This is a genomic window from Amycolatopsis sp. NPDC051128 (genome assembly GCF_040682715.1).
Lineage (GTDB): Bacteria > Actinomycetota > Actinomycetes > Mycobacteriales > Pseudonocardiaceae > Amycolatopsis.
The window spans coordinates 105,145-119,904 of record NZ_JBFBBN010000028.1; the positions used below are offsets into that span (position 1 = coordinate 105,145).

At 65.2% G+C, this 14,760-nt stretch carries 9 protein-coding genes and 1 pseudogene; all 10 read right to left on the bottom strand.

Translation table 11 applies throughout. From position 1 onward, the window contains the following. Positions 1-200: 200 nt before the first annotated feature. Entirely contained in the window at positions 201-1,424 is a 1,224-nt protein-coding gene (locus tag AB0M82_RS26585) for a DUF2399 domain-containing protein (protein WP_364727062.1), read from the bottom strand. After that, the gene (locus tag AB0M82_RS26590; protein ID WP_364727064.1) at positions 1,417-5,652 is read right to left on the bottom strand and encodes a TIGR02680 family protein; all 4,236 of its coding nucleotides are present in this window, start codon (positions 5,650-5,652) and stop codon (positions 1,417-1,419) included. Before AB0M82_RS26590 ends, AB0M82_RS26585 begins: the two co-directional genes overlap by 8 nt. Beyond that, complete coding sequence (locus tag AB0M82_RS26595; RefSeq protein WP_364727065.1) at positions 5,649-6,800, bottom strand: TIGR02678 family protein; 1,152 nt, start codon at positions 6,798-6,800, stop codon at positions 5,649-5,651. The genes AB0M82_RS26590 and AB0M82_RS26595 overlap by 4 nt, the downstream gene beginning before the upstream one ends. Continuing rightward, positions 6,797-8,341, bottom strand: a complete 1,545-nt coding sequence (locus AB0M82_RS26600; protein WP_364727067.1) for a DUF2397 domain-containing protein — start codon at positions 8,339-8,341, stop codon at positions 6,797-6,799. Before AB0M82_RS26600 ends, AB0M82_RS26595 begins: the two co-directional genes overlap by 4 nt. 362 nt (positions 8,342-8,703) lie before the next feature. Then, positions 8,704-9,072 carry a hypothetical protein gene (locus tag AB0M82_RS26605; RefSeq protein WP_364727069.1) on the bottom strand — a complete coding sequence of 123 codons (369 nt, stop codon included), beginning with the start codon at positions 9,070-9,072 and terminating at the stop codon, positions 8,704-8,706. 749 nt (positions 9,073-9,821) lie between these two features. Then, positions 9,822-10,040 carry a hypothetical protein gene (locus AB0M82_RS26610; RefSeq protein WP_364727072.1) on the bottom strand — a complete coding sequence of 73 codons (219 nt, stop codon included), beginning with the start codon at positions 10,038-10,040 and terminating at the stop codon, positions 9,822-9,824. 359 nt (positions 10,041-10,399) lie between these two features. Then, positions 10,400-10,762 carry a hypothetical protein gene (locus AB0M82_RS26615; protein ID WP_364727075.1) on the bottom strand — a complete coding sequence of 121 codons (363 nt, stop codon included), beginning with the start codon at positions 10,760-10,762 and terminating at the stop codon, positions 10,400-10,402. Positions 10,763-11,650: 888 nt separating this feature from the next. Then, positions 11,651-13,375: a DUF6119 family protein gene (locus AB0M82_RS26620; protein ID WP_364727078.1), complete on the bottom strand. Its 1,725-nt coding sequence runs from the start codon at positions 13,373-13,375 to the stop codon at positions 11,651-11,653. 368 nt (positions 13,376-13,743) lie between these two features. After that, positions 13,744-14,014: pseudogene (locus AB0M82_RS26625) on the bottom strand (hypothetical protein). A 117-nt stretch (positions 14,015-14,131) separates the two neighbouring features. Further along, positions 14,132-14,760, bottom strand: a 629-nt coding sequence (locus AB0M82_RS26630; protein WP_364727081.1) for an IS3 family transposase, incomplete at its 5' end; no start/stop codon positions are given.

Sequence of the window (14,760 nt, forward strand, 5' to 3'; positions counted from 1 at the left end):
GCAGTTCAGCCACGGACCGGCAGGGTGGAACGGGTGGTATGGGCGGTCTCGCGGTGGAATCGGCTCCGTAATTCGAGCCGCGCTCGCCCGGGCCCGCCCCTGTAGGACCCTGGTCAGGAGCCGGCCCTTCTGGGCTACCGGCAGGCGGGCCGCCCAGTCGGGGATGTCATCTGGATCGCCGAGGAGGTCTTGCCGAAGCGTCACCCGACGGCCCCCAGGTCAGCCAGAAGGTGATCGAGAAGAGCCTCCTCGTGCAGCGCAACGTGGTGCTGAGCATGGAGATCGCGCAGTCGTAGCAAAGCCGCCTCCGTGCCGCCTGACAAGTCGCCGGTCTCGTCAAGCCCCAGGTACTGCGCGTAAGTCGTGCAGTCGAAACGCCACGTCCTTGCGCCGGGCGCGGCGGCACGGACTTGATCCACGACAACGAACCCCGCCTCATCGATGTCGGCACGGACGACGAACTCGCACCCTGCGGCAGCCAGGCCGGAGACCAGGTCGAGCGCGGCGATCGCCGGAATGCCGTCCGTACACACCAGGGGCGGGCATCTCGACCCGAATTCGTCCGCGGCCGCTTCGAGCACGGTCGGATTCTCACAGACAAAGACCGCCGTACCGGCGGGAGCCGTCCAGGTTCCGTTGATCGACCGTAACGACAGCCATAGGGGCTCCCCCTCGGCCACGGTCGTCCAGCGCACGGCAGCCGCGTCACCTGAGAGTGGAAGGTTGAGCGTCAGCACGCGCGACGAAACTTCATCGCACAGCACCCCCACGGTTGCCCAGGCACGCCGCCAGTCCCGCCCGGCGCGCATCGGCCGAGGCAGGCCGTGGATCAGAGCGATCAACCTGGACACGGCGCGGCCGAGCTCTTCCCGGTAGTCCAGCGCGTGCGCGTTCGAGAACTCGGAGGCTGCCAGTTGGGCAAGTCTCTGCCGAGGCTCGAGCGGCAGTCGTCGCATGACTCGGACGGCCTGCTGAACCAGGATGAGCAGGCCACCGCCTTCAGCGCGCGGAAGACCAGGATCGGCCAACCACGTCTGCACCACGACGGGATCCACACCGGACGCCGTCATCAGCTCGACGGCTCTGGCAACGTCCGCGCCGGCAGCGGCTTTCCTGTCCTCCCGTAACTTGCGCTGGTCCACCAGCGGCTTGCCGTCTAGGGCTTCAACGAACTCGCGCACGGTCAACCCGTGCTCCGCGAGCGTCGCGCCAAGATCCTGCAGTCGCACCGGCCCGCCGCCCACGTCCCACCGGGTCCCCAGCAACCGCGCCACCTCGGTGCGCTGTACCGGGGTCAACGCCAGACGAAGCGCTCCCCGTTCAGTCCCGAAACCGCGCCTGGCACGGTGCCGGACCGCCTCCAGGACAATCGCCGGACCTGCCCGGCGAGCCCACGCCACCAAACCCGACGGCAGTTCAGGCATCCTCACCGCCGAAGTCGCCGAAGAGCCCCTCCGATGGCACTTTTCCTTCATCCGAAGCGACACCGAGTCGATCGACATCGACTGCAGTGAGCTCGCCGCCGCACCAGAGATACGGCATCGCGTCGACTCCGGGGAGGTGTTCGTGCCGGTACAGGTCGTAGACTGCGACCGCGGGCACGGTCGAGTACTTGCACCATTCGTCGTGCGCGGTGAGCATCACGTCCAGCTCGAAATCCACGGTCAGCCCCATGAACGAAGCCTTGATCGCCGCGTCCACCCCGGTCATCGCCTCGTCCAGCCACACCCAGCGCGGCGCGAGCGGACCGGCTGCGTCGTAGGCGACCACCGCCGCCGCGAAAAGCGGCTGGGAAAGCAGCACGACCTTCTCTCCGCCGGACTTGGCGCCATGTTTGGCCGCGTCGAACGTCGACCATGGAGTCCCGGCGCCGGTCCGGCGTTGCAGGGACAGCCGTAACCAGCCGCGGTAGTCGAGCGCTTGGGCGAGCTCCTCCTTCCAGTCAGGGGCGCCGCCCGCGGTCGCCTCGCTGCGCGCTTCGTCGATCTTGCGGGCCAGGAAGCCTCTGATCATGTCCTGCCGCGCGGTCGACAGTTCCGCGTACCCCCTGCCGAGCGCGGCGACGACCGCACTCGCGTCCGGATCCGCCGGGTCCGCCTCCCAGAGCACCCTGACCACGTTTCCGTGGCGGGTCGGGTGTCGCTCCAGCTGGTCGTTGATGCGGGCAAACGTGTGCGCGGTGTAGTCGAGCCGCTCCTTGAGATGCTCGATGAAGGTCGACCCGAGCAACGTGGTGAGTACGCGCTGCTGTTCCGCGTCGTAACCGTCCCGTTGGGCCTGGACACGCTGAGCCAAGGCGTCCGCGGCCAGATCAGGTGCCTGCCATCCGGCGGCGGGCTCGGCCAGCACGGCAACCCGCTGGATACCGCCGGTATCCTCGTCATCGGCGACTCGGGCATCCCGGTTGGGCAGCAGCTTGCTGCGCAGATCCTGCATCTGCTGGAAGCAGCGTCGCCACGCTCGATCCTCGTCGGTGGCCTCCGCCTGGACGGTGAGCACCCGCCGCGCGGTCGTCGCCAGTTCCCTGGCGGACTGCACGGTGCGCCGCTCCGGCGGCACAATGTCCAGCGGCTCGGTCAGCCGGGCGTCCACCGCCACCCACAGCGCCGCCATCGCGGCATCCCGGCTCTCCTCGGCGTCATGGCGTCGCTCTTCGTGCCCCTTGAGGACCTCTTCGGCTCGGCCCACCGCGACTTTCGCATCAGATAACAACTTGGACAGCTGCTCGATCTTCGCACCGAGCGCTTTGATCTCATCGTCGAGTACGTCTTTGCGCCGAAGCACCGTCTGGCTGTCACCGCCCAATGCCGACTCCGCGGTACGTAGGCGCACTTCAGCCTCCTCCAGCTTCCCGGTCAATCCGGCGACCTCGTCCGCGGCGGTCTCGCGGTCGGCTTCCTGCCTGGTGAGCCCGTCTTCGGCGACGTCCAGCGCATCTTCCCGCGCGTCCAGCAAATCGAACAGACCTCTCAGGGAGCCCAGCAGTCTCGCGAACTCGCCCAAGGCCTTTGCCTGACTGTCGATATCGTTCAGACCGAACAGGTGTGTGCCGGCGTAGTCGGCGAACCCCGCCCACGCGTCATCGCGACGAGTGAGGGCTTCGCTGTGTTTGTCCTGCAGCTGCTTCGATTCCCGGGCGCAGGCAACCCGGTGTCGAGCACGCTCAGCCAGCATGGTCACGACGGAGTTCAGTTCACGTTCAGTGTCCACCGGGATCGCTCGTCGCTCGGTGTCCAAAGTCTGCAGCGCCTCGGTCACCCGTTCCAGTGCGTCGGCCAGCCCTGCCAGCTGCGCGTCCAGCTTGGAAAGCTCGTCAGTGAGCCGGGTGATCTCCCGTTGCCTGGCCGCTTCGCGCGCCGCTGTCCCCAGATAGGATGCCGAGTGCTCCGCCTCAGCTCGGCCGGTGAGCCCACCGACCCGCCAGCTGCCGTCTGCGGCCAACCAGTCCCCGGACGCTTCGTCTGGCCGGGTGTCGAACCACCGGATACCTTGCAGCACTCGGCGCACGACGGCGGCATCCACCCCGCCCGCCGGATCCGGTTCCAGCACTTCCAGCAGGGTCCGGCTCTGCTCGGCCACGACTGCGACAGGCTGGACGTCGGCGATCAGTTTTCCTTCTACTGTAGAAAGATTCCCGTCCGGCGTGAGCCAGGCATCGAGCACGCCCGCCGCGCCTAACGCCGCTTCGACCAATGCCTGCTGTTCGTCTTCGACGCCGGACACCGGGTTGACCAGGCGCCAGAGCGGAGCTCCGAGACCGGCGGAGAGCTCTGGCCGGTCCCTTCTGCGCCACAGCGACGGAGCGTCCGGCACGGTTTCAGCACGCCCCTGTACATCGATCAGCCGTGCCTCGGCAATCGCCCGCCGCTCGGCGAAGGGAGCTTGGCGAAGCCGGAGCTCTTCCCGCTGCTTGACGAGGCTGCCACGAACCCTGTCGACATGCTCGCGCAGGTCGTCGACGATCGACGAACCCGGCCGGGCGACACCGACTTCCTCGTCGAGGACCGTCAGCTCCGTGACCGAGTCACACCACGACTCCACGGCGGCGGGCTCGCAGTGTGCAACCGTGGCAGCCTCGGCCCAGTCCCGAATCCGCCGCTGCAGGAGCTCGACCTGCGCGGCGACCTTGTCCCTCGCCTTCACTTCGGCCTCCGTCGCCGTCGCGAATGCGCGATCGGCTTGCTCGACGGCCTGGGCGGACCGCTCGGCCTCATTCGCCGCCTTGTCGAACGCCGTTCGGAGGTCACGAAGGTGCGCGAACCTCTCCTGGCGGATCCCGTAGTCGGCAGTCAACGCTTCCACGTCCCGATCCGGCAGATGCCGCCGCACCGATTCGTCCAACCCGGCCGAACCAGCGGCCTTCGTGAGCTCCTCACCGGCCGCCAGCGCTTGCGAACCGACCCGCTCGACCTCACTTCGAGCCTTCTCGACGGAGGCTTTCGTCCGCTTGACTTCGTGTTCCTCATGAAGGAGACGTTTTCGAGCGGCCGCACACTGCGCCTGAAGATCACGTGTTGTCGTACGCAACGATTCCACTCGAGAAGCAGCCGCGCTGGCGTCCCGATAGGACTGGGACTCCAGCAGTTCGCGCAGCTCGACATTGCCCTTTTCCCGCTCCTGAGTGGACTTCCGGTGGTCGACTTCCGCCGTCGCCACCTGGTCCTGCTTGGTGCGGAGCGTCTTCTGCGCCTCGTTCTTGGCCCGGGTCGTATTGTCCAAGATCGTCGTCGCGCCGGTGAGCTCGTCCGCGCGCCGACGCAGGACGATGCGGGCCCACGGCTTCCATCCGGAGCGGACGAACTTCGCGACCTCGGTCGCCGCCTGCTCGGTCTGCTCGACGGCACGGCGCAGCTGTTCGAGGTGCTCCCACCCCTCGGCAAGCTGCGTGATCTCGTGCCCGGCCAACGGAGGCAGCGCCTCTCGCAAAGTCTCCGCCAGGCTGGTGGGGTTGAGCCGTTCGCCCAGCTTGGGCTTACGCAGCTGTTTGAGCAGCTCCGTGACGTTGTCATAGGACTCGATCGAGAGTCCGAACAGCTCATCCGCTAGCCGGGCGCGGTAGGCGGCGGCACTCGGCGGCACCGACACCCCGTCGATCTTCTTCAGGTCCTTCTGCTCGATCGCCCGGCCGCCAGCTAGCAGCGTGAAGTCCTTGCCGGGCCGCTGGGCAGTGACGAAATGCCAGGTTGACGGGCTCACTGTGCCGGAACCTCGACGAGCGCTGGCGCCCATACCGCAGACGAAGAACCTTGCCTGCCCGGACTCTTCCCGGCGCCCGAACTCGACCCAGGCGTAGCCGAGGCCGGCGTCCGCGGGTTCGCGCGGGTCGTCGCCCTCGCCGGTGGGGAGCAGGTTGAACCGCATGGAGCGATGCTGCGAACCGAACGGGTCGAGCACCGACGCCACAATCTCACCACGCATAAGCATCAGAGTGGTCAGCTCCAGGACCTTGGTCTTCCCCGCACCGTTTCCTCCGCGAAGCACCAAGCGCCCATCGGCGAACCAGAACTCGGCGTTGTCGTACTCCCACAGGTTGACGATCCCCACCCGCATCGGCTGCCAGCGGGACCGGCTCGGCTCCGGCAGGCCACCGGTGGTGGCGGCTTCAAGCCACGCCTGCCCCAGGTCTTCGTGCCCGAGACCCTCTGTCGTCATTCGGTTTCCGTTTCATCGAGGCGGGCAGTCACGGAGACCACGCGGGGATCACGAAACCTCTCCGCCGCAGGGGAAAGCCACCAGGTCCCTTCGGCCGCTCCGGCACGCAAGAGATCCAGTGCCCGCAGAAGTTCGACGGCTCGGTCTCGCAGGGCCAACCCCGTGTCGAGTTCCTTCGTCATGGCCCGCGGGTGACGCGCGCGGACCTCGGTCACCGCCCGACCCAGATCGCCTTCGCTCACTACTCCGCCCTCCTGCCGGTATTTCCGCAGCTCGTCCAAGACCATCAAGGTGGCGAAGTCCACGGCGCGCAGCCGCGGGAAGGGAAGGTCGGTGTCACTCTCCTCAGCGGCGATCAATGCCAGGCCCTCCGCCCGTTGCTCGACCACCCAGCCGGTCATCTCCGCACACCAAGCGAGGACCCGGTGCCGCTGGCTCGACAGATATGCCCGGCAGGCGTCGTCGAGGTCTGTCAGCAGACAGACCGGAAGTTCGATGAGCCGGCGCATCAGGCCGAACCTCGCAGCAGAGTCCTCGCCCGCGGTGGCCTCGTCGCTGTCACCCAGCGCCGCGGCCAGCGCGGCCGGGTCGACCATCCTGACCAGCAGTTCACGCTCGATCTCGTAAGCCCCGCCGACCGCGTCGCGGCGATGTGTCCAGCCTTCCCGCTGTTCACCGGCGTCCCGCCCGGTACCGCGCAAGGCACCCGTCTCGATGAGCAGGCCGACCGCCTTGTCGAACAACTGCCGCTCGGCGAACCGGTCCGGATCGTAGGGAGCCAGACCGACCTCGTCATGAGCGGCAAGCGCGCGAACCCGATCGGACAGGTCCTGCGTGGTGGTGATGTCTTCAGCGTCCTCGGCGGCAGCTGCGGCGAGCACCGCCAGCACCAGCACTCGCCGAGACGGCGCGGCGAACCTCCGGGGCGCAAGCACCTCACCGGCGAGCGGCAACCGAAACAGCCGAGCGGCGGACTCCGTGACCACCAGCCGGTAGCCCAGCCTCGCAGAGAACCACTCGATCAGCACCGGCCGATGACGAACGTTGCGTACCAGCGCGAAAAGCTCGGGGTGACGTCGTCTGTCCAGCACCGGGTGGGCCAGTAGCCCGGTGAACGCGCGCTGCCGCTCGACCGCGTCCCGGCTCATCGCGCCGGTTCCAGGTCGAATCGCCAGTTCAGTGTGGTCAGCACGCCATCCGGGCTGCGCAACGACGCCGTGCCCGGCCGACCGGCTTCAGGTGTCAGGGTGACCCGCCAGCGACCGTCACCAGTGACTGCCGTTCGACTGTCACCGCTCCCCCGCTGTCTGGCTACGGCGAACAACTCCAACACAAGATCGAGTTCCTGGCTGGACAGCGACGTCCACTCGGACAAGCAGGTGCCCGAGCGAGCACGCAATGACGCCTCGGCTTCCGCACGTGCGGCCAACGCGGCCGCCCTGGCCCGGCGAGCCGCGGAGCGTCCTGCTGAGTAGTCCACGGCCTGGGCGCGTCGCCCGACAGCCGCTTTGACGCCTTGTTCGCGATAACGCGCGGTCACCGGCGCGGGTGGGGACTCGGCCCACGAGCTCAAGTGGTCATCGGCCGAGTCGGCTGGAAGCAGCAGATGACGGGCGGGGAAAACGCCGACAGCCGTATCCCACATCCGCCAGGCCGTCTCGTCATCCAGCGCCCGCTCAATCGCCCGCGCGAGCCGCAGGAGCTCGGCACGCCTGGTTACCACGCCACCGGTATCCATCAGGATGTGCATGTTGCGCGCCCAAGGCGCCACCAAGTCCCTCAACTGCCGACGCAGACGACGAGCCTGCCCATCGGAACCGGAAAACCAGGACGCCAGCGCACCCCACGTCCGGGCCCAACGAGCGGCCTGGGTCTCAACGACCTCCTCGGTGACGTCGTCGGCCAGCGCCGCCCGCACGCATCCACGCCACACCGGCTCCGTGAGCACGTTTTCGAGTTCATCGAGGACTGCAGCGATCTTCGGGGTATGGACGTCAACCTGCTCACCCCAGAGCCCGATATAGGACTTCAGGGTGCGCCACAGCACCATCTGCTTGTCCGGATCGGGACCACCGGACAACGCGTGCGCGAGGCTGCGTTGCCAAGTCCTCGCGGCCGCGGCCATTCCCTGATGCAAGACGATGACCTGCTGATACTCCGCAGCCGCCGCAGGGTAGCGACGATCACGCACAGCTGACGCGAAGGTCTCGAGACGGTCCCGGATCGCCCGCGGGGCCAGCGTCAGATCGGCAGCGGCGTCCTCGTCGGCTTCCTGCTCCTGAGTCCAGAACGCGTGCAACCGCGCGGCCGGCGGAGTGAGCTGGTACCGATCACGACGCCGCAGGAAATCCTCACCAGTCCGGGCAGGATCCTGCCACCGCGTCAGCACGCCCCACTTGACCAGCCGCTCCAGCCGCGCGTCCAGGGCGAGCCCGTCCCCACCGATCAACTCGTCGACAACTTCAGCCGACAGCCGCTCTCCCAAATAGGCGCGTGTCCTGGTGGCCACGTCGTCGAAGGACACGCCGGTCAAGCTGCTGTCCTGTGCCTCCAGCAGCACCTCCACGATGACGCGGTACTGCGCCGCGAACCGGGAAACCAAGTACGCCGGCACGAGGTCCTGCCCCGGCAGATGCGCAGCCCACAGGTCGCTCTGGCTGTACTCAGGAAGTTCCTCATCCTCCGTCACGGCACCATGGTAGGCACATCGCGACTGTGAGTGACAGCTTTCTAAGACGTGCGGTATGGATCACGAGCTGTGTCCGCCACGCAGCGCTGCCGGTGAAGCCATCGCCCGCTCCAACACTGGGCTTGGGAAAGACGCCAAAGCTCGCCGCCTGCGTCGTTCCCCCCAGTGAAGGAAGCCCGGCCGCGACAGCGGCCAGGAAACCACGTGCGCGGAGTAGAGTAAGAAGAAATCTCTCGAAGATTACGCAGTGTTGTCTTCCTCGAAGCGGCTGGCGCCGTCGGGTCACGCACATGCAGCAAGACACTCGGCTTACCGGACTGCCTCCCCTCGTACATGCGCCACGAGCACCCACCTGAGCGGGTTCAGCCCTCGGATGAACCCCAATCCGCGAGCTGCAGGGCGTCCTGCCAATCCGCCTCAACGACTGTGCCGTCCGAGAACACACCCACTTCGCGGCTAGTGACGTCATCCAGCAAGGCGCGCACGTCCTCGTCCAGCCCCTCCACGTCTCCTTGCTCTGCTGCCCTTAGTCGGTCAGCAAGCAGGCGTGGCAACCGAACCCGAAGGCCGACATTCTCGAACCTCGCCGAACTGAACACATCACCGGATTCCTGCTCACCAAGTTCGACAGCTCTCAGGAACGGAAGATAATAAGCCAAAACGAAACGATCCCGAGTCACGGGAAATTCAACTGGCTCGTCGCCGTCCTTCTCCGGATCGTAGGCGTCCATCCTCATCGATCCGTCACGTCGAGGAAATGACGCGACACAACCAACCGCCACCCAAGGACGCTTGCCCTCAATAAGTGAAACCGACCGTTTCTGCTGCTCAAGCTTCTGTCGCAGCTCGTAAGACGCCGGACCCGAACGCCCCTTTGCTTCCGCGACAACCCAGCCATTCGGAGCAGAACCGAACAGGTCCGAACGTTGTCGCGTCCCGCCAAAGCGGAGACCATACTGGCTCGCATACCGATCGACATGAAGAAGATGACTCACAGAAAGCCGAGTTCGACAGAAGATCGCAGTCATGGCTTGACCCAGCGCGTACGAAACAGCTACCTTTTCCGAGCGATCCAGTTCCAGCGCCAAATCTGAGCGAACCAGTCTCTCGCGATAGGTCCGTCGAATGTAGGCCGGGATTAGCGAAGTTCGATGCAACCACTCGTACACCGACGCAGCGCCATGAGCCGCGCGGTCACCCGGCGCTCGGCCGGTCGTGAACAATGCGTGCGCGAGATCGTCTGTCGTAAATCTCAACTCACCAGGCGATGAAACAGTATTTACCGGGAACGCAAAGGCACTATAGGGGACGACAAACTCAGGTGAGACAGGGCGCACGACAACTTACTCCGCTCGTCGATGCCTGGCATTGACGATGCCCACCGTATCGCAGAGACATCGGCAACGCAGGAGCCTCGCTCAACGTTCGGCAGCGAACCAATTACAGGCTTCGGCAGCCTCCAGCGAGCCGGGGTCTGTGGTCAGCGCTCAAGCCACGGAGCGAGCAGCTTCTCCAGCTCCGCGTCCGACAGCGCTCGCGGCCCGCCATGGAACTCATGCCACCGCGAAGCGTCCCGCGCCGCGGTGTACTCCACCTCGAAGCCGCGCATCAACACGTACATGAACGCCACCGAACTGAACCGCTCACCCAGCAACGTCCGCGCTTCACGAGCCACCTCAGTCGCGCCGCGACCGACCACCGGCGTTCACCAAGCGCACGAACTCCCGCTCCACCGGTTTCGGCGACGCGTCCCACATCGTTGACGACCAGCAGCCACCGCGAAGTCACCAACTCGGCGATAGCCGCTTGGACGATCTCTTCAGGGTTGCCTCAATCTCGGAGGCTCACGTCGAGCAAGTACGCGAGGACCGCCAAATCGCGACCTCGTCGGTCAAGGGATCCACCAGACGGCGTCGTATGCGGACGCATACCGGTAGACGTACTCAATGGCCGGCTGAGTCTTCCCCAACCGTGTTCTACCGGTGGAACGCCGCTATGAAGACGAGGGTATCGACGGCTCGAAGGATCGCTCGAGCGCGCCACTGCACTGCCCGACCATCATCCTCCCGAAGTTGTCGCAGTTTCCAGCATCTTCGGATCCCCACCCTGGCCGCGGGACGACTCCAGCAGCTTCCGAGCACGGCGGGTCAAGTTGAAGCCGACCAATTCGCCTGCCAACATCAAGCGCTTCTCGACCGCCAGACTGGGGAGTCGCTTTTCGAGATCAGCATCTGCGGCCCAGAACTGCGTCAAACGCTCCGAGTTCTCCACGATTCCCTGGCTGCCGAGGCGAGCATCTCGCTTAACTGCCCAAGTTTCGGGCAAGTATGCGATCCAGCTTGCAACAGCACTGATCAGCTCACCAACAGCCGAGGCAATGCCCTTAGCAGCGGACACATTACGTGCAACCAAGAACAGCAAGTTCGAAATCATGCTTAGCGCGACATACCGATAGGTTTACAAACCCGCCGCGGTAACGTCAGGCACTACAGCACGTGGGTATGCTGCCACCTCCCTTTCCTATCTCTGTACTCTCTGCACGCTCCTGCGCAGAGGGCCTAACGAAGATCGCGGCGGCTACCACCAGCCGCGCTGATTGCCCGTCGCAAGACGTGACGCGAACACCTTGGCGTTGCCAGTGCCCCCTGACGTGACGTTGGTAACCGTCAAAACGAGCCAAGAGGCCGCGAGCAAAAAACTCACTGCCGAAACCACCTGAACTAAAATCGCCACTCGCGCCACCTCAAGAGTTGCTGTCGCCACTTCCATTCACATACTACCGGCCCCATCTCATCAGGGCGACTCGCGAGAGCCGCCGCCCCTCGAGCGGCCCGAGCGGACATACCCGCGTCAACCTCATGCCCGCTGACGCGAACACCAACCCTCGACGATGCGCGCCCAACTCTCTTCGTCGGTGAGGCGGTTCATGCACGACTCGCCAAATCCATCTTCTTTTCCGTCCGCAACGCACCAATCAGGCAGGAACAGACGGGCGCGCACCGGCGTCCTGGAAGGACACCTCTCTTGGCCCGCAGGCCGAGGCCGCGATCAACGCAGTTCTCGCCGATAGGACGAAGAGTCGCTACACCGTGGACGGCTTGCATAGCACCTGGATCGTCACCGTGCCGCGCAACTTCCTGCCGAAGAACTTGTTCAAGGCGCGGCCCCTGCGGGGCCGCGCTGACGGGACGGGCACCTAAGGCGCGCAGCCTGGCGGCCGGTCCTCGGGACCCGCCCGGCAGCAGCCCGGGGTCACCGGCGCCGAGAAGAAGTTCCGAGGCCTAGATCCGGCTCCGATCCCAGCTACGACTACGGGATCACCAGAATCTGCAATGGCACACCATAGGTGGACAGCGCCAGCGACGCCGACACCAGCGCCGAGCGAGCAAAGGTGAACAGCGTGTTCGGGTCAAGGACACGGTCGGACCGGTGGATCGCATACACCAGGCCGGCCGGGCGCAACCCGAGCGCATCAGCGCGTGCGGAATCCTGCTCCCTCACCTTGTCCCGGAACTGCTCCCACGTGTCGAGATGGGACAAGAAGGTGTCGACCGCTACCAAGCCTTGCGCGAACAGGTGACTTAAGACCGATGATCCGGTGTCGCTACTGAACTTCTTCACGTGCACGAGTTCGTTGTTCGGGCCGAGAAGGTCACGCTCTTCGATGCCGCGACGGTGCGCGCGGCTGGTGATTAGTTTTTTATCCAGGCACAAAAATCGGGTATCCTTCGCGGCGACGTAGGTGTTGTAGTTGCCCTCGACGATGCGACCTTTCGCGTCGGGCGGGGCGTCTCGCCAGGCGGGCAGGCTCCAGGATGGTCTGCGGGCGAACGCGTCATTCACCACGTGATCCACATAGTCTAGATACTGCTCGCCCAGCTTGTACCAGCCGCCGTCAAGCAGAATGTACCGGCAGTCCGGTTCGATGATTTCAGCAGCGAGCCAGTTGAGCGCGGACACGTCGTCACCGAGGCTTTGCCGCTGCTCATCAAGGCCCTCGATACGCCCGGTGGACAAGACTTGCCAGTATTCGTCAGGGTTGTGCGCGCCGACCCCGGCTTGGATGTCGTCGATGGTCAAGTCGTCGGTGTCGATCGTGACGTTGCCGATCCACCCGCGATAGCGGTGCACATCGGGACCGTCGTAGTAACGGGCGGGATAAGCGATCCCTACCTCCCCAAAAGCGGGGTCGGGCTTGACCAGAAGATCAGCGGTGGCCGAGTCCAACAGCTCCACCATCGGGTCGTCCGCGGGCATGCGCCGCACCCATTGGAGAGCCTCTAACTGCGGGTGCGGATCGACGTCGCGAATAACCCGGTTCAGCTCGCGCAGATCGGCGATCAGCGAGTCACCCTCGATCCCAAGTCGCACTTGCACCGACGCCGAACACACGATGCTCAAGCGGAAACCCCGGTAGTGCCCGCGTCGGCGCACGTTCGAGATTTGCGGCATCACCTCGGCCCGCACTTGGCCGGCAAGGTTGCGCACCAACTCGGCGTGTTCGCGCAGCCCGAACGCCCACAGCCCCTGTCCTCCAGGAACATTGTTCTGATCAACCCGCGCTTTCGCACTCAGCGCCCACCGGGTGATCTTGCGGATCTGGTCCGGGTCCAGCAGGCGCACCGCGATATCCAACCCGAACTGGGTGTCGATCTTCCCTTCGCGCAGGTAATACCTCCCATGACCAAACGCGATCGCGTAATTCACCCCGTCCACGGTCACCAGCAACGCCGCCGAGACTGCGGTCGAGGTGAACTCGATCTCGACCCGGGTCAAGGTCGTGACCGCGTCCGCCCATTCCACCGGTGCGACCTCGGTCTCTCCGTAAACGAGGATGCCAGGGGTATCCCCGACCATGACCTCGGTGCGGGTGAACTCGCCGTCTTCCTCGACAATCTTCCGCGCGAGTAGCTCGGTGACCTTTTGGCAGGTAACATCCGGTACACCGTCATCTGACGCGTCGGCGACGTCGGCACCCCATCGCCGATCGTGTCGGCGGCATGCTCGCTCATCACACCAGAGCAGCAAATTCACCGTGCGTAGTCTACCCTCACGCCCGGGTTACACCGGATCGGCGGGCCTACGTAACGAACACCTGATCGAAGTCGAGTTTTGCGCGACATCCCTGGACGATATTTGTCCCAGATTTGTCACATCCGCGCGATGAGTACGTCGAGCTGAGCAGCTACTGGTTGAGAACGGACTCATCGACAGTACCGACCTTTTTGACCGCAAATAGACCAGGTCATCGGAAGTTTTCAGAAACGTCAGGCGGCTTCCCAAGGGGCCCAAATCCGCGAACAGCAGGTTCGGAGGTGAGGCCCCATCGTTAGAACCTTGCCGGCAGCTTCGATCATGTAGTAAATCCACGTAGCCCGAATGCGACCGCTGGCGCCGACCGCTTAGCGGTCAAGCCACGGAGCGAGCAACTTCTCCAGATCAGCGTCCGACAGCGCGCGCGGCCCGCCGTGGATTCGTGCCACCGCGACGCGTCCCGCGACGCGGTGTACTCCACTTCGAACGCGCGCATCAGCACGTACATGAACGTCACCGAGCTGAACCGCTCGCCCAGCAGGGTCCGCGCCTCACGCGCCACTCGGTCGCACCACGGCCGACCACATCGGCGAGCTTCAGCTCCTCCGCAGCCGGATCCAACAGGCTGGGGGCATACATCACGACAAACACTCCATCATCGACACGAACAAAATCAGCCTTCAGCAGCCAGCTGGCCACACGCCGCGGCGAATCGGGTCTGCCCAGACTTCGGTTGACACCGGGGCTGACTGTTTCTCAGGCCGCTGATGCGGTCGTGTAGATGGTCTCAAACTCGACCGGGGTGAGCTTGCCCAGTCCTCGTTGGCGGCGTTTGCGGTGGTACTTCGTCTCGATCCAGGACACGATCGCCAACCTGGGTTCCTCGCGAGTGCGCCAGCGAAGCGTGTCGAGAACGTTCTTTTGCAGCAAAGAAAAGAACGATTCCATCGCGGCGTTGTCACCACACGCGCCGACCCGACCCATCGACCCGGCCAGCCCATGAGCGCGCAACATGCGCCGGTAGGCCACCGATCGGAATTGGGCTCCGCGGTCGGAGTGGACGACGACACCACGCGGGTCGCGCAGCGCGATCGCGTTCCGCAGCGCGCTGACGGCAAGTGAGGCCCGCATGTGCGAGACGATGGAGTATCCGACGATCTTGTTGGAGTAGCAGTCCTTGACCGCACACAGATACAGCTTGCCCTCGCCGGTGGGGTGCTCGGTGATATCGGTCAACCACTTGGTATTCGGCGCGACGGCGGTGAAGTCCCGGCGCACGAGGTCGTCGTTCACCGGCGGCCCAGCCGTGCGGGAACGACCCTTCTTCTTGGCGTGCAGCGAGAAGATCTGCTGCATCGAGCAGATCCGCCACACCCGGTTCTCCG